Annotated in this window: 23 protein-coding genes and 4 tRNA genes; 9 read left to right on the forward strand and 18 right to left on the reverse strand. The window is 62.0% G+C overall.

The genetic code is table 11. The features are described 5' to 3' along the window. Window positions 1-247: 247 nt before the first annotated feature. From CXQ81_RS28305 to CXQ81_RS28325, 5 genes are all read left to right on the forward strand, one after another. Complete coding sequence (locus CXQ81_RS28305) at window positions 248-847, forward strand: fimbrial protein (protein ID WP_101339161.1); 600 nt, start codon at window positions 248-250, stop codon at window positions 845-847. Window positions 848-896: 49 nt separating this feature from the next. Further along, window positions 897-1622, forward strand: coding sequence for a molecular chaperone (locus tag CXQ81_RS28310; RefSeq protein WP_101339162.1), 726 nt, complete (start codon window positions 897-899; stop codon window positions 1620-1622). Between the two features lie 113 nt (window positions 1623-1735). Then, entirely contained in the window at window positions 1736-4228 is a 2493-nt protein-coding gene (locus tag CXQ81_RS28315) for a fimbria/pilus outer membrane usher protein (RefSeq protein ID WP_101339163.1), read from the forward strand. 29 nt (window positions 4229-4257) lie between these two features. Next, complete coding sequence (locus tag CXQ81_RS28320) at window positions 4258-4611, forward strand: hypothetical protein (protein ID WP_101339164.1); 354 nt, start codon at window positions 4258-4260, stop codon at window positions 4609-4611. Window positions 4612-4787: 176 nt separating this feature from the next. After that, entirely contained in the window at window positions 4788-5267 is a 480-nt protein-coding gene (locus CXQ81_RS28325; protein WP_256593441.1) for a fimbrial protein, read from the forward strand. Window positions 5268-5411: 144 nt separating this feature from the next. Here CXQ81_RS28325 and CXQ81_RS28330 read toward each other — a convergent pair. From CXQ81_RS28330 to rluD, 7 genes are all read right to left on the reverse strand, one after another. Continuing rightward, window positions 5412-5488, reverse strand: a tRNA-Pro gene (locus tag CXQ81_RS28330). A gap of 93 nt (window positions 5489-5581) precedes the next feature. Then, window positions 5582-5657, reverse strand: a tRNA-Lys gene (locus CXQ81_RS28335). A 5-nt stretch (window positions 5658-5662) separates the two neighbouring features. Next, a tRNA-Pro gene (locus tag CXQ81_RS28340) sits at window positions 5663-5739 on the reverse strand. A 9-nt stretch (window positions 5740-5748) separates the two neighbouring features. After that, a tRNA-Asn gene (locus CXQ81_RS28345) sits at window positions 5749-5824 on the reverse strand. Between the two features lie 314 nt (window positions 5825-6138). Continuing rightward, window positions 6139-8703 carry an ATP-dependent chaperone ClpB gene (gene clpB, locus CXQ81_RS28350; RefSeq protein WP_007924717.1) on the reverse strand — a complete coding sequence of 855 codons (2565 nt, stop codon included), beginning with the start codon at window positions 8701-8703 and terminating at the stop codon, window positions 6139-6141. 130 nt (window positions 8704-8833) lie between these two features. Further along, on the reverse strand, window positions 8834-9559 hold the full coding sequence (gene pgeF / locus CXQ81_RS28355; protein WP_101339166.1) for a peptidoglycan editing factor PgeF: 726 nt from the start codon (window positions 9557-9559) through the stop codon (window positions 8834-8836). Next, complete coding sequence (rluD, locus tag CXQ81_RS28360) at window positions 9556-10518, reverse strand: 23S rRNA pseudouridine(1911/1915/1917) synthase RluD (protein ID WP_007924719.1); 963 nt, start codon at window positions 10516-10518, stop codon at window positions 9556-9558. The genes pgeF and rluD overlap by 4 nt, the downstream gene beginning before the upstream one ends. 152 nt (window positions 10519-10670) lie before the next feature. On the opposite strand from rluD, the gene CXQ81_RS28365 reads away from it, so the two are divergent. The 3 genes from CXQ81_RS28365 (at window position 10671) to CXQ81_RS28375 (ending at window position 13671) form a co-directional block, all read left to right on the forward strand. Then, window positions 10671-11693 carry an outer membrane protein assembly factor BamD gene (locus tag CXQ81_RS28365; protein ID WP_007924720.1) on the forward strand — a complete coding sequence of 341 codons (1023 nt, stop codon included), beginning with the start codon at window positions 10671-10673 and terminating at the stop codon, window positions 11691-11693. A gap of 134 nt (window positions 11694-11827) precedes the next feature. Next, on the forward strand, window positions 11828-12061 hold the full coding sequence (locus tag CXQ81_RS28370; RefSeq protein WP_007924721.1) for a PP0621 family protein: 234 nt from the start codon (window positions 11828-11830) through the stop codon (window positions 12059-12061). A gap of 281 nt (window positions 12062-12342) precedes the next feature. Next, entirely contained in the window at window positions 12343-13671 is a 1329-nt protein-coding gene (locus CXQ81_RS28375) for a sigma-54 dependent transcriptional regulator (RefSeq protein ID WP_101339167.1), read from the forward strand. On the opposite strand, the gene thiO is transcribed toward CXQ81_RS28375, so the two are convergent. Genes thiO through CXQ81_RS28410 form a run of 7 tightly spaced genes read right to left on the reverse strand, consistent with a single transcriptional unit; the run spans window position 13668 to window position 20413 of the window. Then, window positions 13668-14768: a glycine oxidase ThiO gene (gene thiO, locus CXQ81_RS28380; RefSeq protein WP_101339168.1), complete on the reverse strand. Its 1101-nt coding sequence runs from the start codon at window positions 14766-14768 to the stop codon at window positions 13668-13670. The genes CXQ81_RS28375 and thiO overlap by 4 nt on opposite strands. Window positions 14769-14822: 54 nt before the next feature. Continuing rightward, complete coding sequence (locus CXQ81_RS28385; RefSeq protein ID WP_007924724.1) at window positions 14823-15224, reverse strand: type IV pilin protein; 402 nt, start codon at window positions 15222-15224, stop codon at window positions 14823-14825. A 13-nt stretch (window positions 15225-15237) separates the two neighbouring features. Next, entirely contained in the window at window positions 15238-18309 is a 3072-nt protein-coding gene (locus CXQ81_RS28390) for a pilus assembly protein (RefSeq protein WP_101339169.1), read from the reverse strand. Next, window positions 18296-18772, reverse strand: a complete 477-nt coding sequence (locus tag CXQ81_RS28395; protein WP_256593442.1) for a PilX N-terminal domain-containing pilus assembly protein — start codon at window positions 18770-18772, stop codon at window positions 18296-18298. Before CXQ81_RS28395 ends, CXQ81_RS28390 begins: the two co-directional genes overlap by 14 nt. An 11-nt stretch (window positions 18773-18783) precedes the next feature. Next, window positions 18784-19494: a PilW family protein gene (locus CXQ81_RS28400; RefSeq protein WP_101339171.1), complete on the reverse strand. Its 711-nt coding sequence runs from the start codon at window positions 19492-19494 to the stop codon at window positions 18784-18786. Next, window positions 19491-19946, reverse strand: a complete 456-nt coding sequence (gene pilV / locus CXQ81_RS28405) for a type IV pilus modification protein PilV (protein WP_101339172.1) — start codon at window positions 19944-19946, stop codon at window positions 19491-19493. Before pilV ends, CXQ81_RS28400 begins: the two co-directional genes overlap by 4 nt. Beyond that, window positions 19943-20413, reverse strand: coding sequence for a GspH/FimT family pseudopilin (locus tag CXQ81_RS28410; protein WP_101339173.1), 471 nt, complete (start codon window positions 20411-20413; stop codon window positions 19943-19945). The genes pilV and CXQ81_RS28410 overlap by 4 nt, the downstream gene beginning before the upstream one ends. A 133-nt stretch (window positions 20414-20546) precedes the next feature. On the opposite strand from CXQ81_RS28410, the gene CXQ81_RS28415 reads away from it, so the two are divergent. Further along, complete coding sequence (locus CXQ81_RS28415) at window positions 20547-21071, forward strand: GspH/FimT family pseudopilin (protein ID WP_101339174.1); 525 nt, start codon at window positions 20547-20549, stop codon at window positions 21069-21071. Here CXQ81_RS28415 and ispH read toward each other — a convergent pair whose 3' ends face one another. The 4 genes from ispH to ileS form a co-directional block, all read right to left on the reverse strand. Next, a complete protein-coding gene (gene ispH, locus CXQ81_RS28420) occupies window positions 21072-22019 on the reverse strand; it encodes a 4-hydroxy-3-methylbut-2-enyl diphosphate reductase (RefSeq protein ID WP_007924732.1) in 948 nt (315 codons plus the stop codon). A gap of 139 nt (window positions 22020-22158) precedes the next feature. Continuing rightward, the gene (gene fkpB / locus CXQ81_RS28425) at window positions 22159-22596 is read right to left on the reverse strand and encodes an FKBP-type peptidyl-prolyl cis-trans isomerase (protein ID WP_177323788.1); all 438 of its coding nucleotides are present in this window, start codon (window positions 22594-22596) and stop codon (window positions 22159-22161) included. Between the two features lie 7 nt (window positions 22597-22603). After that, entirely contained in the window at window positions 22604-23116 is a 513-nt protein-coding gene (gene lspA / locus CXQ81_RS28430; RefSeq protein ID WP_101339175.1) for a signal peptidase II, read from the reverse strand. Next, window positions 23109-25940, reverse strand: a complete 2832-nt coding sequence (gene ileS, locus CXQ81_RS28435; protein WP_101339176.1) for an isoleucine--tRNA ligase — start codon at window positions 25938-25940, stop codon at window positions 23109-23111. Before ileS ends, lspA begins: the two co-directional genes overlap by 8 nt. Between the last annotated feature and the right edge of the window lie 9 nt (window positions 25941-25949).

Raw genomic sequence — 25949 nt, forward strand, 5'->3', positions numbered from 1 at the left:
ACAGTTGCTTATATACAAAGATCGAAGATTTTGGCGGCGATCGTCCCGTTTAGCTGCCGACAGGTATTCCGACAACTTCATGCCACCCGATCAAATTTTAAGAATCTTCTTATTGAAATCATATCAGGCAAAAAAGTATCAGCCGCCATTCAAATCCATAGAGCATTCAATACTTTAAGAATGGTCTTATTGTAACGACCAAAGTGAAGACACAAGATTGCACCTCCAACTTTAGCAGGTACATGAAATGTCCAAACTTCTCAAAAGCATCGTCTCCATGGCTATCGCTGGCGCGGTCAGCACTTCCGCTCTCGCGGCAGATGGCACCATCGACTTCAAGGGCGAAATCATCGCGGCATCCTGCGCCATCACCGGCGGCGCCGGCACCAGCGTTGGCGGCGGCAAGGGTTCCCAGACCATTTCTGTCGACCTCGGCAAGGTCAGCACCGACTCGCTCACTGGCAATGCTGGTGGCTCTACCATCGTTGGCGGTAAGAGCATCAACCTGAACCTGGACTGCGGCGGCACCGCGAACGGCCTGAAGACCGTGAGCATGCAGTTCGACCCGAACAGTGGTTCCGGTATCGACAGCAAGAACAACTCGCTGCTGAAAATCGCCGCTGGTGGCGCAAAGGGCGTGGGCATCGGCATTTTTAACGGCAGCAACAAGCTGGTGAACATCGCCGCGAACGAAACCATCTCGGGTGACTTGGTGAAAGTCGGCGAAGAAGGGAAAGAAACCTACACCGCCAAACTGGACCTGCGCGCCGGTTATGTCGCGAACGGCGATGAGATCACGCCAGGTGCTGCGAACGGCCAACTGCCGTTTACCTTGACCTACGAGTAACTCGCACCAAAGGGAGGGGCCTGCCCCCTCCCTCCGACCTGGAGCCGCTATGAAAACCTCATTATTGGCGCGTATTGCAATCGCCAGCGCCATGACACTCTCCGCGTCGATGGCCAGTGCTGGCATTACGCTGGATGGCACCCGCGTCATCTTTGCTGCGCCAGCCAAGGAAACATCCGTCCTCGTCAGGAACCAGGGCTCGAACGACATCATGATCCAGTCCTGGGTCGAGCCAGACAGAAACGGGGCCAATACCGACGTACCGTTCGCCATTACCCCTCCCCTGGTTCGCCTGGGAGGCAACAAGCAACAGGTCCTGCGTATTCTCTATCAAGGCCAGGGGCTGCCGACCGACAAGGAATCCGTGTTCTGGCTGGCCGTGCAGGAAATCCCGCAAAAAGCCAAGACCGAGAACACCCTGCAAATTGCCATACGCCAGCGCGTGAAGCTGTTCTACCGCCCGGCCAACCTGCCGGACACTGCCGCCAATGCAGCCAAGAGCCTGCAATGGAAGCTGGTGGAACAAGGCGGCAAGGCCGCGCTTTCAGTGACCAACCCTTCCGCGTTCCATGTGACTCTTGCCGGGGGCAGCGTGACGCTGCGCAGTGGCAAGGATGCAGGCACCGCCACCGTGGAAATGCTGGCGCCAGGAGCAACACGCACCGTCGCGATCAAAGGCTCGACTGGCATGAGGTCCGGAGCCACAACTGTGGAATTCGACAGCATCAACGATTACGGCGGGCTGGACCGAGTCACCAGCAAACTTTCCAACTAACGGAAACACAGCCATCACTCGTGTCGCTCGCTAGAGCGCATCGCTTTACCTAATCCGACTTTTTACTCAGGTCAGTGCTTCGGGCATCCGATGCATGATCGAAAGGATTCTGCATGCCCATTTTTCAGAGAGAGCTCAGTTTCAGGATCGCCCGGCGAGCGTGCGCGACCTGCCTCGTGGCACTGGGACTGGCCTCGAAGCTGTCCGCCGCGGAGGCCGAGTTCGCCGACTCCTTTCTGAAGATGGAGGGTGCCCCGGTGGACCTCAAGTTTTTTGAGAAAGGCAGCGCCGTTCCGCCAGGTACCTACAGCGTCGACCTTTACCTGAACAATGTGCTGATCAAGCGCCAGGAAATCACCTTCGCCGCCGACGCCTCCGGGCAGATCAAGCCCGTCATCTCGCTCGGGCTGCTCAAAGAGCTCGGCCTCAACGCGGGCAAAGCCCAGCAGGATGGACTCATCACCGCGGACGCCAAGGATGAGCAGCCGTTCGACGTCAGCGCCCAGGTCGCCGGCGCCGCGGTGGACTTCGACGCCACCAACCTGGCATTGCAGTTCAGTATTCCGCAGGCATACGTCCAGCGCTATTCCCGCGGTTACGTCGACCCCTCGGTTTGGGACGAAGGCATCACGGCCTTCTACAGCGACTACCAGGCCAACTTCAACCGCAACACCAACCGGGGAACGAAAAGCGACTACCACAACCTGAACCTGCGCAACGGCTTCAATATCGCCGGCTGGCGCTTTCGCAACGAATCCGCCCTGACCGGCGGAACCGGCACAAAAAGCGAATTCAAGAGCAACCGCAACTATCTGGAGCGCGACGTCCAGCGCCTGAAAGGCAAGCTTTCCCTGGGCGAGCTGTACACCCCAGGCGAGATCTTCGACAGCGTGCGTTTTCGCGGTGCACAGATCGCTTCGGACCTCGGCATGCTGCCCGACAACGAGATCGGCTACGCACCCGTGATCCGCGGCATCGCCGAAAGCAATGCCACTGTCGAAGTACGGCAAAACGGCTACGTGATCTATTCCGCGTCGGTGCCGCCTGGCGCTTTCGAGTTCACCGACATCTATCCCAGCGGCTCCAACGGCGACCTGCAGATCAAGATCATCGAAGCGGATGGCCGGGTACGCGAATATCTGCAGTCCTATGCCTACCAGCCGGTCATGACCCGGCGCGGCAACCTTCGCTACAGCGTCACCGCCGGTGAATATCGCTCCACCGACCAACCGTCGCCGTCGTTCACCCAGGGCACGGCCGTCTACGGCGTGACCGACAACCTGACCGGTTATGGCGGTGCGCTGCTCGCCCAGGACTATCGCGCCGTCAACCTTGGCGCGGGCGTGAACTCCAGCCTCGGTGGTATTTCCTTCGACGTCACCAGCAGTGAATCGAAGACCCAGAACGGCAGGAGCAACAAGGGTCACAGTGCGCGCTTCCTATACTCCAAGACGCTGAACGCTACCGATACCACCTTCACCATGGCCGGCTACCGCTATTCCACCGAAGGCTATCGCAGCTTCAGCCAGCACGTGGACGACCTCATGTATCAGGACCGTGCCGGTTTCAGCGCGCAAAAGAGCCGAATCAACCTCCGGGTGAACCAGAGCCTGTCACAGCGAGGCTCGTTGTACCTCAGCATGGATGAAACCAACTACTGGAATCAGCAGGGCCGCACGCGCAACTGGCAATTTGGTTATGGCAACAGCATCGCCAGTGTCAGCTACAACCTGGCGGTGTCACGTACCCAGAGCGATCCCATGAGCGGTGGTTCGGATACGCAACTCACCGCCAGTGTCAGCATGCCACTGGGAGGCCGGGGTAGTTCTCACCGCCTCTCCAGCAACGCCATCAGCTCGAGCAAAGGTGATTCCTCGCTGCAGTCGAACGTGTCCGGCTACCTGGACGACCAGGCGACCCTCAGCTACTCGGCGCAGGCCGGCCACAGCAAGAGAAATGGCAGCACCGCCGGCGCCAGCCTGGACTGGGATACCCCCGTCGCCAAGCTGCGTGGTGGCTATAACCAGGGGCGTGACGACAAGCATATCGACCTGGGTGCGTCTGGCTCGCTGGTGGTGCACAGCGGCGGCGTTACCCTCGGCCAACCGCTTGGCGAGACTTTCGGTTTGCTGGAAGTTCCGGACGTCGACGGCGTCGGGGTATCCGGTTGGAACGCCGTACGCACCAATGGCAAGGGTTACGCGGTGGTGCCCTATATGCAGCCTTATCGCTACAACTGGCTGAACCTGGATACCCAGACCCTGGGGACCGACACCGAGATCAACGAAACCTCCAAGGTGCTGGTGCCAACCCGTGGCGCCATCGTCAAGGCCACCTATACCGCACAAACCGGTCGTCGCCTGCAATTCGTCCTGCGCGCGGACAAGGGCGATCCAATCCCCTTCGGCGCCCAAGGCTACGACGAACAAGGCAAGCCCCTGGGCATGGTCGACAACCTGTCGCGCCTGCTGGTCTTTGGCGTTCCCGACCAGGGCCGGCTGGAGATTCGCTGGGCCGAAGGCAGCTGCATGGTGGACTACAAGCTCCCCCCAACAAACAAGGAGCTGGCTTACGAACGCGTGGACGGCCTTTGCCGGGTCTTGTGACCCACACCCTTTCAAACCAGAGCGGACATATGCACAAACTGATCACTCTTCCCATTGGCCTGCTTGCCCTGGTGCTGGCCGAGCCAGCGCTCTCATGGTGCCTATGGGGCAGCATTTCTGGCCCTCCTGGCGCGTCATATAACCAGGTGAATGTTCCATCCAGCCTGACCGTCAAGCGGGTCCCAGTCGGCGAAATACTCGCAAGTTACTCCCAGCAGATCCCTGTCCAAGGAGGGATTACTTGTAGCAGCAACGAGATCATGAACATAACCTTTGAAAACGGCCTCGAACCCTCCGCCATCCCCGATGTGTACAAAACCGGCGTGGCGGGCATCGGTATGCGCATCATCGCTTCAAGACACGTGGGGGGGACAGGAGTTTAAGGTACCCCCTGCCTTCCCAACACACATTTACTGGACAAGGTTATAGCGTCCACCTGCCTACTTACATTCATGTCGAATACGTCCGCACGGAAATCGCAGTTGGCTCAGGCAAGGTGCCAACCAACTTTACAATCAACTTCATTATCCCTCCGAATACTGGCCTGACCCCGAGCACAGTGACTTACACATCCTCAGGATTCACCAACCTGGAGAACAACTTCTACTTCAGCAGTTGCGAGGCCCGGGAGCCCTCCATGACCGTACAAATGGGCAAGGTCCCGATTTCCAACATCAAGTCTGGCGCCGCACCGGAAAAACCCTTCGCCCTCGATATTCGCTGCCGCGGTATGCGGCCTGAAAAGCCGGTTCCGCTGAAGATTTATTTCGAAGGCAACTCGACAGGCCCAGGCATGCTGAATCTGACAGGAGCTGGGCAGACCAGCGTTGCCCAAGGCGTGGCTATCGAGCTGAAAAACGACAAGGGCACCAAACTCCCCTTCAACAAGCCCGGCGCGGTCAGCCTGGACTGGCAGCACAGCGAAACCGATGCCGAGGTCTACCGCTTCGCGGGGTCCGTTCGCTATACGCCGAGTGGCGGCGAAATAAAGGCCGGCAAGGCAGATGCAACGATGACTTACGTACTCGACTACAACTGACCGGACTCAGCCAGCATGGGCCACCCCATACAAAAGCCCCGAATGATCGGGGCTTTTTTGTGCGTCGCATTCGCCGGCAAGCACCGCGTGTCAAATTCCGGGCAAAAAAAATCCCCGTATCTGTCGATACGAGGATTTTTAATATGGTCGGGGTAAGGGGATTCGAACTCCTGACATCCTGCTCCCAAAGCAGGCGCGCTACCGGACTGCGCTATACCCCGGTAAAAAAAAGGCACCTTTTAAAGGCGCCTTCTGCGAACAGAGCTTTTGGCGTCTGATCTTAAGATTCGATTCCAGCGAACTGGTTTCAAAAATGGTGGGTCGTGTGGGATTCGAACCTACGACCAATTGGTTAAAAGCCAACTGCTCTACCAACTGAGCTAACGACCCAAATATGGTCGGGGTAAGGGGATTCGAACTCCTGACATCCTGCTCCCAAAGCAGGCGCGCTACCGGACTGCGCTATACCCCGGCTTGAAATTGGCTCCGTGACCAGGACTCGAACCTGGGACCCAATGATTAACAGTCATTTGCTCTACCGACTGAGCTATCACGGAACTGAACATTTCAATTTACAACCTTTACAGCAGGCTTTTATTTCTAGAAGCCCCCTCGTCGACCTGGTCCGTATCGCTACGTTCATGTCTCTGAGGCGCGCTATTCTACAATCTTAAAAACCTCTGTCAACCCCCTAAATTGCTTTCAAGACAATGATTTGCAACTTATTTCAGTTTTTTCCTCGGGGAGGAAAAAACCTTGGGGTGACGTACTGCGGGGCGCACTTTACAAGCCTTTGCCTTACAGTTCAACGCCCTATGCAAAAAAAGGCCTCGCAATGCGAGGCCTCCTTCACAACGACGCCCTATCGGACTCAGGCGAAGACGATTTCGTCGTTTTCCACCTTGGCCGTCACAGTGGCTCCCGGCAGAAAACCGCCAGACAGAATCAACTGCGCCAATGGGTTCTCGATCCAGCGCTGAATCGCCCGTTTCAGCGGACGCGCGCCATAGACCGGGTCGTAGCCCACGGCAATCAGTTTGTCCAAGGCCTCGCCACTCAGCTCCAGCTTGAGCTCGCGCTCGGCCAGGCGGCCGCGCAGGCGCCCCAACTGGATCTCGGTGATGCCGGCGATCTGATCCCGGGCCAATGGCTCGAAGATCACCACTTCGTCGATCCGGTTGATGAACTCCGGACGGAAATGAGTCGACACCGCATCCATCACCGCCGCCCGCTGTGCTTCGCGATCCCCCACCAGCTCCTGGATCTGTGCCGAGCCCAGGTTGGAGGTCATGACGATCACCGTATTACGGAAGTCCACGGTACGCCCGTGGCTGTCCGTCAGGCGGCCGTCTTCCAGCACCTGCAGCAGGATGTTGAACACGTCCGGATGGGCCTTCTCGACCTCGTCCAGCAGGATCACCGAATAAGGCTTGCGCCGCACCGCCTCGGTCAGGTAACCGCCCTCCTCGTAGCCGACGTAGCCTGGAGGCGCACCAATCAACCGAGCCACAGAGTGTTTCTCCATGAACTCGGACATATCGATTCGCACCATCGCCTCTTCGGTATCGAAAAGGAATTCGGCCAACGCCTTGCACAACTCGGTCTTACCCACACCGGTCGGGCCGAGGAACATGAACGAACCACTTGGCCGGTTCGGATCGGACAACCCGGCGCGAGAACGCCGCACTGCGTTGGCTACCGCCACCACGGCTTCGTCCTGGCCAATGACACGCTGGTGCAGCAGGCTTTCCATCTTCAGCAGCTTGTCGCGCTCGCCTTCGAGCATCTTCGACACCGGAATACCGGTCCACTTGGACACGACTTCGGCGATTTCCTCTTCGGTCACCTTGCTGCGCAACAGCTGGTTCTCGCTTTGGCCATGCTGGTCGACCATCTGCAGGCTGCGCTCCAGGTCCGGGATCACCCCGTACTGCAACTCGGCCATGCGGTTCAGGTCGCCTTTGCGGCGTGCGGCTTCCAGCTCCTGGCGGGACTGCTCGATCTTCTGCTGAATCTGCGCCGAACCCTGCACTTCAGCTTTCTCCGAGGTCCAGACTTCTTCCAGATCGGCATATTCGCGCTCCAGGCGGGTGATTTCCTCCTGGAGCTTCTCCAGGCGCTTGATCGCCGCCTCGTCGTCTTCTTTCTTCAGGGCCTGGGATTCGACCTTCAGTTGAATCAGGCGCCGTTCCAGGCGGTCCAGGACTTCCGGCTTGGAGTCGATCTCCATGCGGATACGGCTGGCGGCTTCGTCGATCAGGTCGATCGCCTTGTCCGGCAACTGCCGGTCGGTGATGTAGCGATGGCTGAGCTTGGCCGCGGCAATGATCGCGCCATCGGTGATCGCCACCTTGTGGTGCACCTCATAACGCTCTTTCAGGCCGCGCAGGATGGCAATGGTGTCTTCTTCGCTCGGCTCGTCCACCAGGACTTTCTGGAAGCGCCGCTCGAGGGCCGCGTCCTTCTCTATATATTGGCGGTACTCGTTGAGCGTGGTGGCGCCGACACAGTGCAGCTCACCCCGAGCCAGGGCTGGCTTGAGCATGTTGCCCGCATCCATCGAACCTTCGCCTTTACCGGCGCCGACCATGGTGTGCAGTTCGTCGATGAACAGAATGATCTGCCCTTCCTGCTTGGACAGCTCGTTGAGCAGGGATTTCAGGCGTTCTTCGAATTCACCGCGGTACTTGGCGCCAGCGATCAGCGCGCCCATGTCCAGGGACAGCAGGCGCTTGCCTTTCAGGCCGTCCGGCACTTCGCCGTTGATGATGCGTTGAGCCAGGCCTTCGGCAATCGCGGTTTTACCCACGCCAGGCTCACCGATCAGCACCGGGTTGTTCTTGGTCCGACGTTGCAGCACCTGGATGGTCCGGCGGATTTCGTCGTCACGGCCGATCACCGGGTCAAGCTTGCCGTCTTCGGCGCGCTTGGTCAGGTCGACGGTGTATTTATCCAGGGCCTGACGCGACTCCTCGACGTTGGCGTCATTCACCGCCTCGCCGCCTCGCAGGTTATTAATGGCGTTTTCCAGCGCTTTTTTGCTGACGCCCTGGCCCAGCAGCAATTTGCCGAGCTTGCTGTTTTCGTCCATGGCCGCCAGCAGCACCAGCTCGCTGGAGATGAACTGGTCGCCTTTCTGTTGCGCCAGGCGATCGGCCTGGTTCAGCAGGCGCGCCAGATCCTGCGACATGTTCACGTCGCCGGTGGGGTTCTGGATTTTTGGCAAGTGATCGAGCTCTTTGCTCAGTTCCTTGCGCAGGCTGTTCACGTCGAAGCCCACTTGCATCAGCAGAGGCTTGATCGAACCGCCCTGCTGTTCGAGCAGCGCCTGCATCAAGTGCGCCGGCTCGATGGCCGGATGGTCGAGGCCGACCGCCAGGGATTGAGAATCGGATAACGCCAGCTGAAGCTTGCTGGTTAATCGGTCTATACGCATTAGTCACCTTCCTTTTGAGCAGGTCGGAGCGATGGACACACCTAAATAGAGAAACCTGCCAGATACCCCTGTAGATGCGGTCGATTCTGGAAGATTCAAGCCTTGCGAGCTTGACACAGGTCAGAAGAGTCTAGCGTTCCAGCCAGATCAGGGAAGCGAAGCGCCCGGTGCGCAGGCTGCGGCGGTAGGAATAGAAACGCGGATCGCTCACGGTACAGAAACCGCCGCCATACACGACGGTGACACCGCATGCCGCCAGGCGCAGGCGGGCCAGCATATATATGTCAGCCATGAGCTTGCCGGGGTTGTGGCTCGGTACAAAGGCCTGTTCGGTCTGTGGCAAGTGCCGAACGAAAGCCTCACGCACTTCCGGACCGACCTCGAAGGCTTGCGGACCAATGGCCGGCCCCAGCCAGACCAGTACATCCTCTGGCGCGACTTTCAGGCTATCGAGCGTCGCTTCCAGCACCCCGGCCGCCAACCCGCGCCAACCGGCATGGGCCGCTGCCACCCGAGTACCGGCGCGGTCGCAGAACAGCGCTGGCAGGCAATCGGCGGTCATGGCGCTACAGGCAATGCCGGGCGTGGCGGTCCAGCTGGCATCGGCGGTGGCGACAACGGACGGATCCGCCTCGACCACATCGATACCGTGAACCTGTTTCAGCCAGGCTGGCTTTATAGAGAAACGATCGGTCAGGCGACGGCGGTTTTCGGCCACCGCCTCTGGGTTGTCATCGACATGATCGCCCAGGTTGAGGCTGTCGAACGGCGCCAGGCTGACGCCGCCCGCACGGGTTGTGACGCAGGCTTTGACCCCGGCCGGCGCAGGCCAGTCAGGAATCAGCCAGTCACTCATCCGACGAAAGCCTCGCGGTCCTGTTTGAGCAGGGTCAGCAGCCAGACGAAATCTTCCGGCAGCGGCGACTCCCAGCTCATGCGCTCGCCGGTGGTCGGATGATCCAGCTCAAGGAACCGCGCATGCAGCGCCTGACGCGGGAAGTGCTTGAGAGACTCGACCATGGTCGGGTTCGCGGCGGGCGGAATGCGGAAACGGCCACCGTAGGCCGGATCGCCGACCAACGGGTAGTTGATATGGGCCATGTGCACACGGATCTGGTGGGTCCGCCCGGTTTCCAGTTTCACCCGGACATGGGTGTGGGAACGGAAACGCTCCAGCACGCGGTAGTGGCTGACGGCCGGCTTGCCGCCTTCCATCACCGCCATGCGCTGGCGTTGCTGGCCATGCCGGCCGATCGGGGCGTTGATCTTGCCGCCGGCGGTGACCACGCCGATCACGATGCATTCATAGATGCGGCTGACGCTGCGGCTCTGCAACTGGGCGACCAGCTGGGTCTGCGCCTGGATGGTCTTGGCCACCACCATCAGACCGGTGGTGTCCTTGTCCAGGCGATGGACGATGCCGGCACGCGGCACGTTGATGATGTCCGGGACATGGTGCAGCAGGGCATTGAGCAGCGTGCCATCGGCGTGACCGGCGGCGGGGTGGACCACCAGGCCGGCAGGCTTGTTGATCACCAGGATATCGTCGTCTTCATAGACGATATCCAGTTCGATGTCCTGAGCGATCCATTCTCCCTGAGCTTCCTGCTCGGCGGTCAGCTCAAGAACCGCGCCGCCATGGACAATGTCTCGCGGGCGGATAACCGCTCCATCCACAGTCAGGCGGCCGTCTTTGATCCAGGCGGAAAGGCGCGAGCGCGAGTGCTCAGCGAATAATTGGGCGGCGACTTGATCGAGGCGTTGGCCGCCCAGTTCGGACGGCACCTCTGCGCGAAGTTCAATTTTATCGGACATGCTCAGACTAGGCGTCGGCACAGCCTTTGGTTTCGGCTGCGCGCTTGTGGTTAAATACGGCGTCTTTTGCCCCGAGGCTTTTTCAACGGGGCGCTCATCATAACAGGACGGCCCCGCCCAAGACAGCGGCCGTCATAGGGACGCAAGCCGCCATGCAAGTGAAACACCTGCTGCTGATCGCCATCCTCGCACTGACCGCTGCTTGCTCATCGAAGGAAGTCGTTGACGAAAACCTGAGCGAGGTCGAGCTGTACCAGCAGGCGCAGACCGACCTGGACAACAACAGCTATACCAGCGCCACAGCCAAGCTCAAGGCCCTGGAGTCGCGTTATCCGTTCGGTCGCTACGCGGATCAGGCACAGCTCGAACTGATCTATGCCAACTACAAGAACGCCGAGCCGGAGGCCGCCAAGTCCGCCGCCGAGCGTTTCATCCGCCTGCACCCACAACACCCGAACGTGGACTACGCCTACTACCTCAAGGGCCTGACCTCCTTCGACCAGGACGTCGGCCTGCTGGCGCGCTTCCTGCCGCTGGACATGACCAAGCGTGACCCGGGTGCCGCACGCGACTCCTACAACGAGTTCGCCCAGCTCACCAGCCGCTTCCCGAACAGCCGCTACGCGCCGGACGCCAAGCAGCGCATGATCTACCTGCGCAACCTGCTGGCCTCCTACGAAATCCACGTGGCCGACTACTACCTGACCCGTCAGGCCTATGTAGCCGCCGCCAACCGTGGCCGCTACGTGGTGGAAAACTTCCAGGAAACCCCGTCGGTGGCCGATGGCCTGGCGGTGATGACCGAGGCTTACCAGCGTCTGCACCTGGACGAACTGGCCGCCACCAGCCTGGAAACCCTGAAGCTCAACTACCCCGATCACCCGACTCTGGTCGACGGCCAGTTCGTGCCACGGGTCGCCGAGGCGGACAACCGCTCCTGGCTGAGCAAGGCCACCCTGGGCCTGATCGAGTCCCGTCCACCGCTGCCGCCGGGAGAAACCCGCGCCAACCAGGACGTGATGAAGCAATACCAGGACGCCAAGGACGCGATTCCGGCCGAGCTCAAGCCTAAAGACGCCAATGGCGACGCTGTCGAAGAAGAACAGCATGAAGCCGAAGGCAACAACAGCGACCGCTCGTGGTTCAGCTACATGACCTTCGGCGTGTTCGACTGACACCGCCGCGGTCACAAAAAAGGGAGACTTTCGAGTCTCCCTTTTTTTGTCCGTGGATTTCAGCGCTGATTGCACTGTGCGCCCGGCATCACCTTGGCTAAACTGCCGCTTCCTCACTCACATAGCTGGCTACCATGCTTCGTTTACTGTTCTGGATCGCCCTGATTGCCGCTGCGGTATGGCTCTGGCGCAAATTCAAGCAGCCCGCCTCCGGCACCGCTGCGCCCCGCGAACCCAGCACCACACCCATGGTGCGCTGCGCCCATTGCGGCGTGCACCTGCCCCGCGACCGGGCGCTGAGCCTCGAGCAACAGTGGTATTGCAGCCAGGCGCACCTGGAGCAAGGTCCGATCTCCCGCGATCGCTGAACCTCGACCGCAGCGGTGCATATGACGTCAAAAGCACGTTGTTTGCACCGCTGAATAATTCGCTACAAAAAAGCCACCGCCCCTCCTCTCCTCGCTTCCGGCCGGCAACCCTCGGCAAATCGGGGCTATTACCCTGCGCGTCATCTTGAATCCGACCAAACGGCCCCGCACCGCCCGGCCTTGAGCGGGCCAACGACCTCAAGCCTGCCTAGACTTCACGACACGCCAGGATGGCGGGTGCTCTCGCACCTCTTTCGCTCACGGATGAAGCAGTAAGCGGCATGAGCCCACGACAAAAAGTCTTGATCGTCGATGACGATCCAGGCATTCGCGAATATCTGGAAATCAGCCTCGGCCGGATGCAACGCCATACCCGCAGCGCCCGCACCCTGGGCGAAGCGCGTCACTGGCTGGCGCGGGAAGGCTTCGACCTGTGCCTGAGCGACCTGCATTTGCCCGACGGCACGGGGCTGGAATTACTCGAGCATATCCGGTGCCGCCAGCTGCGAATGCCGCTGGCCATACTCAGCACCTGCGCCCGCCAGGAAACCGCGATCCACGCCCTGAAGGCCGGCGCCATCGACTTCCTGAGCAAACCCGTGGCCCTGGCGCGCTTGCGCGAGCTGCTGAATGGTGCCCTGCCCGGATCGACACCCCCGCCCCCTGCCACCGGACCATTGCTCGGCGATTCGGCCGCCATGCACAAGCTGCGCGGACAAATCGGCAAACTGGCCCGGAGCCAGGCCTCGGTCTATATCAGCGGAGAGTCCGGAAGCGGCAAGGAACTGGTCGCCCGCGCAATCCACGACCAGGGTCCTCGAGCCAGCCACGCCTTCGTGCCGGTCAATTGCGGAGCCATCCCACCGGAACTGATGGAGAGCGAGTTTTTCGGCCATCGCAAAGGCAGCTTCAGCGGCGCTATCGAAGACAAGCCCGGTCTGTTCCAGGCGGCACACGGCGGCACGCTGTTTCTCGATGAGGTGGCCGATCTGCCGCTGGCAATGCAGGTCAAATTGCTCCGCGCACTGCAGGAGAAGGCGGTACGTTGCGTCGGTGGGCAGCAGGAAGTCCAGGTCGATGTGCGCATTCTCTGCGCCACCCACAAGGCGCTGCAGGCGGAAGTGCATGCCGGGCGCTTTCGCCAGGATCTCTACTACCGCCTGAACGTGATCGAACTGCCGGTGCCAGCGCTACGGGCGCGCAAGGCCGATATCGAACCCTTGACCACCGCCATCCTCGAGCGCCTGGCGCAGGGTAACGGCCAACAACTGACACGGCTTCAGCCAAGCGCGTTGCTGGCACTCCAGGGCTACGACTTTCCCGGTAACGTGCGCGAACTGGAGAACCTGCTCGAACGGGCGCACACCCTGTGCGAGAACCGGCGGATCGAAGCACGCGACCTGCGCCTGACGCCCAACGGCGCCCACCCGGCCATCACGCCCGGACCGGCACAGGTGATCAACCTTGAGAAACATCTGCAAGAAGTCGAGCGCCGACTGATCCTCCAGGCCCTGGAGCACACCCGCTGGAACCGCACGGCGGCGGCCCAGCGCTTGAGCCTGTCGTTTCGTTCGATGCGCTACCGGCTGAAGAAACTCGGCCTGGATTAAATTCGCCCACTGGGCGCATAAGGCGCCGGGTCGATGATCGGCTCCCGGCCCAGCATCAGGTCGGCGAACAGCTGACAGGACGCCGGCGCCAGGACCAAACCGTTGCGGTAGTGCCCGCAGTTCAACCACAGCCCCGCCAGCCCGGGCACCGGGCCGATATAGGGAATGCCCTCGGGCGAGCCTGGGCGCAACCCCGCCCAATGGCCCACCACCTCGGCCTGCGCCAGCGCCGGGATCAACTCGATGGCCGAAGCCTTCAGGCTTTCCAGGGCCGACGAGGTTGGGGTCTTGTCGAAGCCTTCGTGCTCCAGGGTACTGCCGATCAAGATGTGGCCGTCGCGCCGGGGAATCGCGTAGCGCCCCTTGGCCAGGACCATGCAGGAAAGAAAATCCGACGCGCACTTGTAGAGGATCATCTGGCCTTTGACCGGCTCCACCGGCAACGCCAGACCCAGGCTCTTGAGCAATTCGCCGCTCCAGGCCCCTGCCGCCAGCACCACCTGATCGCCACGGATTTCGCCCAGGGAGGTCTGCACCCCGAGCACCCGCTCACCTTCGCGGATAAACCCGCTGACTTCGCAGTGCTCGTGAAGGGTCACCGCTGGCAACGCCGACAGGGCGGCCTTCAGCGATTTGACCAGGCGCGGGTTGCGCACGTTGGCCACGTCGGCCATGTAGATCGCCCGCGAAAAACCGCCGCCCAGCACCGGCACCGCGTCATGGGCCGCCGAGATATCCACAGCGCTCAATGGCCGCTGTTCCCGCCGGGCCCAGGCCAGCGCTTCGGCCTCGTCGTCGAGGTCCAGCCAGTACAGGCCGGTGGTGTGCACTTCAGGATCGACACCGGTCGTGGCAAACAGGCGTTCGGCCAGCTGTGGATAAAAGTCCTGCGACCAATGCGCCAGCGCCGTGACCGCCGGGCTGTAGCGCCAGGGGTACAGCGGCGAGACGATCCCGCCGCCGGCCCAGGAGGATTCCTGGCCGACATTCGAGCGTTCGAGCAGCACCACCTGCTGCCCGGCGGATGCCAGGTTGAACGCGGTCAGCAGGCCGATCACGCCACCGCCGACAATCACCACTTGCTGTTGCTTTGCCATAGTCCAGTCCAGGAAATGAAAACACCGGGCGCCGCCAGCGCCCGAAAAGGTTGTTCAGCGCCCCCAGCAATCCTTGCTGGTCACCCCGTCGGCCATATTGTTGTTGCCCATGGCACCGGTGTGGCTAAGGGTGAACTCGCCGCACTTGTCGCCGGCCATCATGCTCTCGGTTTTCGGCGTCGCGGTCAGGGTAAAGCTCTGGTCGGCCAGGACTGGCGTGATGCTGTAGTCGTCGTTGCCGGCGCTGAGGCCCGGAGCGTTGCTGTAGACACCGCCCTTGGAATGAAACCGCTCGAGGCTCTGCGCCTGTTCCGACAGCAGGCCGGCAATCTGCGTGCGATGGGTTTTCTTCACGTACTCGGTGATGCTGGGCAGGCTCAGGGTGACGACGAGCCCGATGATCGCAATCACGATCATGATTTCGATCAGGGTAAAACCTTGGTTGGATCTACGCATGCCTCACTCTCACTTACTGTATTTGTCGCCACATGATGCGGCGGCTGCCACCGCCCGGTTTCTCGACCAGGGAGGCGATACCGCCGCTGGAATCGCTGACGATTTTGCGGGTAGCGCGATTAAGCACAGCGCTCAATGCAGGAATACCGCCGGTAAAGATGACACCGCTGGAAGGCGTATCCAGACCGTCGACCACTTCATCGCCATTGGTGTCGAGCACCGCGTCGCCCTGCATCTTACCGCTGAATGCGTCCAGCTCGACCAATTTGCCGTTGCCGGCGCTGGAACAAGGGTCGCCCGCCTCGACAGCAGCAGTGCTGAAGACAACGCGACCCGCCACCAGCGTGGCCTGATTGATGACCCGCTCGCCACTCGACGCCTCCCCCAGCGGCAGGTACCAGCCCTGCTCGGCCGGATAACTGACGTCCGCCTGGGTGCTGGTGATATAGGAGCCCGCGCTACCGGCAAACAGCCCGGTGATCGCTTGCGCCTGCAGGTCAGCCACGGTGATGCTGCCCGTACCAGCCGGGGCATCCCAGACCGCGTAAAAGCCCTGGGCATCCTTGCTGCGTTTGTCGGCCAGCTCGCTGAGCTTGCCGGTGCCGAACAGCACCAGCTTGCCGCCCTCGGGATGATCCACCAGCAACGGCTGCGCGGTGATCGGCTGGCTCGCGCCACCCGGAGCGCTGAACAACGGAGCACCACCAAAGGCCGGGCCCCAGCTGTCCGGCGCCGAACCGCTCAAATCGAACTTCCACAGATGGCCCTGGAGATCGCCGCCATAGGCCGCCTGGACCACATTCTGGCTGTCCACCCGAACCTTCACCGAGGACAGGGCGTTCTCCTGCCCATTGCCATCGACCGGGATTTTCCTGATCAGCGAGCCATCGCGAATATCCACCACATACAGGGCGGCGACCCCGGAATGGCTGCCATAGCCATTGCCGACAAAGGCCGCCCAGCGCCCGTCGGCCAAGCGTGCCACTTCCGGGCGGGCGTAGGCATAACCCAGGTCATTGAACGGGTGGCTGTTATCGGCAACCTCAGGCGCGGCGATTTCCCACAGCGCCTGAGGCGTATTGCCGGCCTGGCCATACAGCTGCACTGCGTAAAACACCTTGCCGCCGGCCCCGGTGCCCGCCAGCGCCAGGGTTGCCCAGGCCGTGCCGAGTTGGGCATCGAAGACCGCCACCGGGCCATCGGCCAAAAATCGGTGACGCTCCCCGTTGACATAGCCGGGGTCGGCGATGTGATGCAGCAGCGGCAAGGCACTGGAGGGCATATAGGCGTAGCGGCGCCGGCCATTCTCAGGGTCGATCATCGAAAGCAGGCCATCATTGGCGTTGACCAACAGGCTCGGGGTCATGCCTTGGGCCTTGCTCGCCAGGTAGGCGCTGTAGTCGCTGTCGCCCTGCAGGTCGGCGGCGTCCTGCGCGGTCGGCGCCGCCATGACCAGCGGCGAGTTGACGATGTCCCCCAGCAGGAGGGTACGCACCTTGAGCCCAGCCCGGTTACTCCCCTGGCTCCAGGCCAGTAGATCGGCCGCGGTGGTGCCGGGCGGCAGGTTCTGGGCGAGCGCGGCCTGCTGCGCGCCGGACAATTGGTCATGGCGCAAGGCAACGGCGGTTCGGGAGGCACTGTTCCAGGTCTGGAAGATCCCCGGCGACGCATCGGCAACCAGGGTCGAGTCCGTGCTCCACAGCGGCGTACGGGTGTCGACCGCACCAGCGGGGCTGATGCCATACGCCCTGATGGTGCCGTGCCAATCGACGGGGTCATAAGACGCCTGGAAATAACTCGAACCGCTGGCCAGCCCGGCGGCCCCCGCCATGGCGCTCCCCGCCTGGGCGGCGGAAGCCGAAACCTCGCCCAGGGCCGAGGCCAGCGCGGCGTCGAGCCCCGCCTTGTCGATCACCGGGTAGAACTTGCCCCGGCCATAGTTCGCCGCATCCGCCAGCATGGGGTACTGCGCGTTGAGACCGATGGTGTAAGTGTTCATGTGCTGCTGCGCGAAGCCCGCCGAATCCCAGCTTTTCCCCGCGATATCCATGCCTGCCGCGCGCATGTCGATATCCACCGCCAGCTTGGCGATGTCATCCAGATACAGACTGCTGCCCTCCTCGTTGCCACCAGGATTAATGCCGTCATTGGGCACCCCATCCCAATCTGGCAGGCTGCTCGCCCCCTGGGGTTCACGGGAGGGAAAACTGTGGTCGTAACTGGGCAGGCCATCGGTCACCACCAGGCCGTAATTGCGCTGGCAGCGATACTGGATCGGGCTGCCATAGGTAGAGGGCGTGCTGTTGTAGTAAGGCGTCAGCCCCCGAAAATAACGGCTGATCTCGTAATAGGTTTCCGCCAGCGGCGCCTCGGCCGAGGCCCTGAGCCCGCCGATGGCGGACAGCAATACCCGGTAATTGTCGTCAGCCTGAGCCCGGCTGACCTGATCGCCGACCGGAGCCAGATCGCTGATGGCGCGCACGATACGCCCACCCGGCGCCAGATCGCCGCCCGCTGGCGGGTTGAAGCTCGCCAGGCCAATGCGCAGCGCGCGGTTGTCAGCCACCAGCTTGCTGGCGGCCTCACGCACCAGGGTCATCCGGTCTTGAACGGGAATCGAGCCATCGGTGAAATCCCGATCGCGACCGTCGGCCAGGGCCAGCAGGTAAGCCAAATAGGCAGCCGAATAACGGGTGCGGCCGTTCCCCGCGGGATCAGGCAGCTTGAGGCACTGTGCCCGGGCATGGTCGCGGTAGAAACCGACATAACCGCTGGCGCAGCCCGCCTGGCTCAGCGTTGAGAGAGCAAGCGAATCCGCGCTCGGACTGGCTCCGGCCAGGCATTCGCCCGCCTGCATCCGGCACGGCCTGACCGGCGCCCGCGCCAGCCCGGGATCGAAGCCCGGGGCATAGACGACGCTGTTCATGCTCTGCGAATCGTCGAGCAGCAGCATCACATTCGGTGCCACCGCCGCCGCGTTCGCCAAAGGTGCCTGCGCCGGGCTGAAGCCATAGGCCGGGGCACTCAGATAGAGGCCCAGCAAAGCGCCAGCCAGCAATCCCCCAGGCCTTTCAATACTTGGCATAAATGCTCTCCAGCACGCTGCGCGAGTGGCCGGCCAGCCCGACAGCGGTCACCCGGTACAGGGTCGCGGAAGTGTTGCTCGGCACATGGACTGCCCCCAGCGTCGTACCGAGGTTCTGTACAGCGTAAAATCCGTTACCGGTGGCGATCCAGGTCACGCCCGAATGGCTGTTGTGGCCCGCGGCGCTGACAGCCGCGGACTCGCCGGGCGGCGCGCAGTGGCCGCCGCTACAGGCTGCCAATACATAACTGTCCTGCTGCACCGCGCTCTCACCGATGCGCAAGGCCATCTCCGCCGCCTGGAACGACTGATTGCGCAGCCACAGGCCGCCGGCCATCTTTTCCTGCAAGGTCGCGTTCTGCATCGACGAAATGCCGATCAAGGTCAGCAGCAACAGGAACACCAGACTCATCAACAGCGCCATGCCGCGCTGCGCCCCGGGAGCCGTTCGATACGAAGTCATCGGCAACTCCCTCACAACAGGCGATTGCGCAAGGCGGCCACCACATTGAACGTCTGCGGCCGCACTCGCGCCTGGGGATCGCTCAGGGTCAGGCTCAAGCGCACGCTGCGGATCCGTGCCGGGTCTGCGGGATCACGGCTATAGCTGGAGGCCGCGACATCCGTGGCGGTGCTGGCGATGCCGAACGACACGTCGAACGCGCTGACATTGTTCACCAGCACCGCCTGGCCGGAGCCAGTGCCGGTGCCCATCAGCAGTTGATCGTCCTTCAAGCTGTACACCAGGCGCCGCACCGCAAACGCCTGCTGCCCCGAGGGGGCCTTGCGGGCGCCGGTGTAGGCGGTGGCGCTATTGCGGCAATCGCTCAGCACGGTCCAGGTCGGGGTGCCGCCGCTGTCGCCGATATCGGCCGCGACCAGCGTCAGCCGGTGGTTGGCGTTGTCCCAGCGAATCGGCGTTTGCGCATGGCCGGCGAAGTCCGCGGCAATGCTGGCATCGGCGATGCTCTGCAGGCAGCCGAACATGCCGACCATGCGTATCTCCTGGATCATCTTGCTCAGCACGAAGCGCGCATCCTCTTGCAGGCTGGCCGAAGCGTTCTGGCTGACATAGGTGTTTTTGGCCGAGATGAAAATCTGCGTCACGCCCAAGGCCACGATCAGGCTCAACGCCAGCGCCACCAGCATTTCGATCAGACCGAAACCGCTGTTCCCGCGTCTCATGGCTTGCTCCCCGGATCCACCGCCACCCGACTGCTCAGGACAAAACTGCGGGAGCCTTCAGCAGGCTGGGCAGAAACATGGGCGGCACGGGCGTCGTCCCAGGTGATGCTGATGGTGAATACGCCCTGCTTGAGGCTGATATGGCCCTCGGCGGTCGGCCCGCCGAAACTCTCGACATTGCGCTGGAAGTCATAGAGGTCCTGGTCCCGAACCACGCCGAAATTGCCGGCCTCGGGAGCTGCCACGGTGTAGTCCGCGGCGCTGTTGGCGCGGATGCGATCGAGCATGTCATAGGCGATGAAGCTGGCCTGGCTGGTCATCAATGCACTGTCGGTGTAGCGCAGGGCATTGAGCTGGACCGCCGCCGCACCGAGCAGGCCGACGCCGAGAATCAGCACCGCCACCAGCACCTCGATCAGCGTCATTCCGGCCTGCACGTTCCTGCCCGTCATTGGCACTCCCCGTTTACCGCTATCCGTCCGTTCAGGCACAGCGTGATCGTCCTGTGTTGCTCGCCCAGCACATAAGTCATGACCGGCGGGACCGCTGCCGATACACCGCCCAACGCGTTGAAGCCAATGCTGTCGAATTCAGAGGTTAGCGTCAGCCGGGCGCCGCGACTGACCGCGGGAACAACCCGCAATACATTCGTCGCCGGTCCGTCGCCTTGATAAATCGACAGCCCCCGGCTCCAGTCCGAATCGACCGCGGCCGGGCGCAGGTGAACCGGCAAGCCGCTGTCGATCGCCTCCAGACGCGCGTAATTCAAGCTGCGCAGCAGTTCGCTGATGTCGCTGTCGGCCTTGGAGCGCTGCGCCATCTGACTGAACGCGGGAACCACCTGGGTCAACAAAACCGCCGAAACTGCCAGGGCCACCAGCAATTCGATCAGCGTGAAACCTTCTGTACGGTGACGCATGCCATCCCCTTGAGCGGCCAGCGGCTATAACTGGCTCTGGCACTTCGAACCTTCATAGACCGAGGGTTTGAGGTTTTGCTCAATGGCCGGGCAAGGATTGTCCGGACCTGGCGCACTCCATGGAGGGAGAAACATGTCGCAGAAGGGTTTCGGCCTGATCGAAATAATCGTGGGCCTGGCGCTTGCCAGCCTGCTGATGCTGTTCGCCACCGCCTCATTCGGGGAGTTGTTCCAGTCGACACGCCGGCTGGATGCCGCACAGATGCTTGCCAGCGGCATTCGCAATGCGCGCACCGAAGCCATCCTGCGTCAGCAGCGGACCGTGATTCACGGGTTGAACGATGACTGGAGCCAAGGCTGGCGGATCATTCTGGATATCAGCGGCGAGGGCTCGCAGGACAGCGATAACCCGGTATTGCTTGAACGCCGGGAGGACGCCCGGGTGGCGATTGTCGGCAATCGCCCAGTGGAGCATTTCGTGCGCTTCAGTGGCCTGGGCGATCCGCAGCTGCCCAGCGGCGCCTTTCAGGCCGGGACGCTGCACATCTGCGCGGCCGATCCGGGAACGAGCCAGCACCAGGTGGTGCTTTCCCGCAGTGGGCGGGTCAGCCTGCGCAGCGACAAGGCCGCGCAGGCGTTATGCGACAGACAGGGCTGATCAGAGCAGGGAGCGAACGCGCAGCTCTTTGGGCATGGAGAAAGTGATGTTTTCTTCGCGGCCGGCCAATTCGTCGGCGCCGGTAGCGCCCCAGGCGTGCAACTGCTCGATCACGCCCCGTACCAGCACCTCGGGAGCCGAAGCCCCGGCGGTGATGCCGATGCGCTCGACGCCGTCAAACCAGCTGCGTTGCATGTCCTCGGCGCCGTCGATCAGGTACGCCGGGGTGGCCATGCGCTCGGCCAGTTCACGCAGGCGGTTGGAGTTGGAGCTGTTCGGGCTGCCCACCACCAGTACCACATCGCACTCGTCGGCCAGTTGCTTGACCGCGTCCTGACGGTTCTGCGTGGCGTAGCAGATGTCGTCCTTGCGCGGCCCGCCAATCGCAGGGAAACGCTGGCGCAAGGCATCGATGACCCGGCTGGTGTCGTCCATCGACAAGGTGGTCTGGGTAACGAACGCCAGCTTTTCAGGATTGCGCACCTGCAGCTCGGCGACGTCTTGCTCGTCTTCCACCAGGTAGATCGCACCGCCATTGCTGGCGTCGTACTGGCCCATGGTGCCTTCGACTTCCGGGTGGCCGGCATGGCCGATCAGGATGCATTCGCGACCGTCGCGGCTGTAGCGCGCCACTTCGATATGCACCTTGGTCACCAGCGGGCAGGTCGCATCGAAGACTTTCAGGCCACGGCCCGCCGCTTCGCTGCGCACGGCCTGGGAAACGCCGTGGGCGCTGAAGATCACGATGACGTCATCCGGCACCTGGTCCAGCTCCTCGACAAAGATCGCGCCGCGAGCGCGCAGGTCTTCGACGACAAATTTGTTGTGCACCACTTCATGACGCACGTAGATCGGCGGCCCGAAGACCTCCAGGGCGCGATTGACGATTTCGATCGCGCGGTCCACGCCAGCGCAGAAGCCACGGGGGTTGGCGAGTTTGATTTGCATGCTGTGCCTCGTGTCTTGCCCTGTAGGAGCGAGCTTGCTCGCGAAGAACTCAAAGACGCCGCGCTCATCCTGAATGCCAGCGTTATCGTTGAAGAACTTCGCGAGCAAGCTCGCTCCTACAGCAGGCTGGTTTCGTTAGTTACAGCGCTTTAACGTCGATGATCTCGACATCAAAGGTCAAGGTTTTACCGGCCAACGGATGGTTGAAATCAACCGTCACCTGGGCGTCATCAAAAGCTTTGACCACGCCTGGCAGCTCGGTATTCGCCGCATCGTTGAAGATCACCAGCAGGCCTTCGGACAGCTCCATATCCTGGAACTGCGAACGCGGGATGATCTGCACGTTTTGCGGGTTCGGCTGACCAAAGGCGTTTTCCGGCTCGATGTTCAGGCTGCGCTTGTCACCTGCCTTGAAGCCGAACAGGGCCGCTTCAAAACCTGGCAACAGGTTACCGTCACCGACCTTGAAGGTCGCCGGGGCCTTGTCGAAGGTGCTGTCCACCGTGTCGCCGTTCTCCAGGCGCAATGCGAAATGCAAAGTGACTTCCGTGTTCTGGCCGATGCGTTGTTCAGCCAATACCTGTTCAGTCATGAACGGCTTCTCCGGTTTTCTTGCTTTTGAACATATCCAGCGCAAGCATCACCGCACCCACGCTGATGGCGCTGTCGGCAAAGTTGAACGCCGGGAAATACCAGCGGTTCTGCCAATGCACCAGGATGAAATCGATCACATGGCCCAGGGCGATGCGGTCATACAGGTTGCCCAGCGCGCCGCCCAGCACCAGTGCCAGGGCGACCGCCAGCCAGGTTTCGTTGCGCCCCAGGCGCTTGAGCCAGACCACCAGTACCGCACTGACCACCACCGCGATCAGGGCGAACAACCAGCGCTGCCAGCCCGAGCTGTCCGCCAGGAAGCTGAATGCCGCGCCGGTGTTGTAGGCCAGGGTCCAGCTGAAGTAATCCGGGATCACCACAATCTGCTGGTACATCGACAGCGAGCTTTCGAAGTGCAGCTTGCTGGTCTGGTCGATGACCAGGACCAGCACACTCAACCACAGCCAGCCCAGACGGCCGAAACGGCCCGCGGCATTAGGCATAGTGACGAACCTCGCCTGCGCCGCTGATGTTGTCGACGCAGCGACCGCAGATTTCCGGGTGCTCGGGGTGCACGCCGACATCTTCACGGCAGTGCCAGCAACGGGCGCACTTGGCGAAGCTCGACTTGACCACTTTCAGCTTGAGGCCGGCGACTTCGGTTTCCACCGCATCCGCCGGTGCCTGCGCGAAAGGCGCGACGCTGGCGGTGGAGGTGATCAGCACGAAGCGCAGCTCGTTGCTCAGCTTGGCCAGGTCGGCGCTCAGCGCTTCCTCGGCGTACAGGGTCACTTCGGCTTGCAGGTTGCCACCGACGGCCTTGGCCGCGCGCTGGATTTCCATTTCCTTGTTGACCGCGACCTTGACCGCCATGATCCGCTCCCAGTAGGCACGGTCCAGCTCGAAGCCTTCCGGCAGCTCGCTGAGGCCCTGGTACCAGGTGTTGAGCATGACCGACTCGTTGCGCTCGCCCGGCAGGTACTGCCACAGCTCGTCGGCGGTGAAGGCGAGGATCGGCGCGATCCAGCGCACCAGCGCTTCGGAGATGTGGAACAGCGCGGTCTGGCACGAACGACGGGCCTTGCTGTCGGCGCCAGTGGTGTACTGGCGGTCCTTGATGATGTCCAGGTAGAAACCGCCCAGCTCCTGCACGCAGAAGTTGTGCACCTTGGAGTAGACGTTCCAGAAGCGGTATTCGCCGTAGTGCAGTTCCAGCTCGCGCTGCAGCAGCAGGGTGCGGTCCACGGCCCAACGGTCCAGGGCGAGCATTTCTTCGGCCGGCAGGATATCGGTGGCCGGGTTGAAGCCGCTCAGGTTGGAGAGCAGGAAGCGCGCGGTGTTGCGGATACGCCGGTAGGCGTCGGCGCTGCGCTGCAGGATCTGGTCGGAAACCGCCATTTCACCGGAGTAGTCGGTGGCCGAGACCCACAGACGCATGATGTCGGCGCCCAGGGTGTCGTTGACCTTCTGCGGCGCGATCACGTTGCCCAGGGACTTGGACATCTTGCGGCCGTTCTCGTCGACAGTGAAACCGTGGGTCAGCAGTTCGCGATACGGCGCATTGCCATCGATCGCGCAGCCAGTCAGCAGGGACGAGTGGAACCAGCCGCGGTGCTGGTCGGAACCTTCCAGGTACAGGTCGGCACGTGGGCCGCTGGCGTGGCCCATCGGGTGCGAGCCGCGCAGTACGTGCCAGTGAGTGGTACCGGAGTCGAACCAGACGTCCAGGGTGTCGCTGATCTTGTCGTATTGCGGGGCTTCGTCACCCAGCAACTCGGCCGCGTCCATCTTGAACCAGGCTTCGATGCCTTCGTGCTCGACACGCTTGGCAACTTCTTCCATCAACTCGACGGTGCGTGGGTGCAGATCGCCGCTTTCCTTGTGCAGGAAGAATGGGATCGGCACGCCCCAGTTGCGCTGACGGGAGATGCACCAGTCCGGACGGTTGGCGATCATCGAATGCAGGCGCGCCTGGCCCCAGGCCGGCACGAACTGAGTCTCTTCGATGGCCTGCAACGCACGCTGGCGCAGGGTGTTGCCGCTGGTTGGCTGCTTGTCCATGCCGACGAACCACTGCGCGGTGGCACGGTAGATCAGCGGGGTCTTGTGGCGCCAGCAATGCATGTAGCTGTGGCTGATGGTTTCGGTGTGCAGCAGCGCACCGACTTCAGTCAGCTTGTCGACGATGGCCGGGTTGGCCTTCCAGATGAACTGGCCGCCGAAGAACTCCAGCGAGGTGGCGTAAACACCATTGCTCTGCACTGGGTTGAGGATGTCGTCGTTGACCATGCCGTAACGCTTGCAGGTCACGAAGTCGTCTTCGCCGTAGGCTGGCGAGGAGTGAACCACGCCGGTACCCGCGCCCAGCTCGACGTACTCAGCCAGGTACACCGGCGACAGACGATCGTAGAACGGGTGACGGAAGTTGATCAGCTCCAGCGCCGAACCCGGGGCGGTGGCGATGACCGAGCCTTCCAGGTTGTAGCGGGCCAGGCAGGACTCCACCAGTTCCTCGGCCAGCACCAGCAGCTTGTCGCCAGCGTCGACCAGGGCGTAGCTGAACTCAGGGTGAACGTTCAACGCCTGGTTGGCCGGGATGGTCCACGGAGTGGTGGTCCAGATCACGATCGAAGCCGGCTTGCTCAGCTTGGCCAGGCCAAAGGCGGCGGCCAGCTTGGCTTCGTCGGCGATCGGGAAGGCCACGTCGATGGTCGAGGACTTCTTGTCCTGGTACTCGACTTCCGCTTCAGCCAGGGCCGAGCCGCAGTCGAAGCACCAGTTCACCGGCTTGAGCCCCTTGAACACGAAACCGCCCTTGACCATTTCCGCCAGGGCACGGATTTCCCCGGCCTCGTTGGCGAAGTCCATGGTCTTGTACGGGTTGGCCCAGTCGCCCAGCACGCCGAGGCGAATGAACTCGGCTTTCTGACCTTCGATCTGCTCGGTGGCGTAGGCACGGCATAGCTCACGGGTCTTGTCCGAGGACAGGTTCTTGCCGTGGGTGACCTCGACCTTGTGCTCGATCGGCAGACCGTGGCAGTCCCAACCCGGAACATAAGGCGCGTCGAAGCCCGCCAGGGTCTTCGAACGGATGATCATGTCCTTGAGAATCTTGTTGACCGCATGACCGATGTGAATCGAGCCGTTGGCGTAGGGCGGACCGTCGTGAAGTACGAACTTCGGACGATCCTTGCCAATTTCACGCAACTTACCGTACAGGCCAATGCTGTCCCAGCGCTGCAGAATCTGCGGTTCGCGCTGAGGCAGGCCGGCCTTCATTGGGAAGGCGGTGTCCGGAAGGTTTAGCGTGGCTTTATAGTCGGTCATTTAAGGCTC

The sequence above is a fragment of the Pseudomonas sp. 09C 129 genome, from assembly GCF_002843625.1.
GTDB classification, from domain to species: domain Bacteria; phylum Pseudomonadota; class Gammaproteobacteria; order Pseudomonadales; family Pseudomonadaceae; genus Aquipseudomonas; species Aquipseudomonas chlororaphis.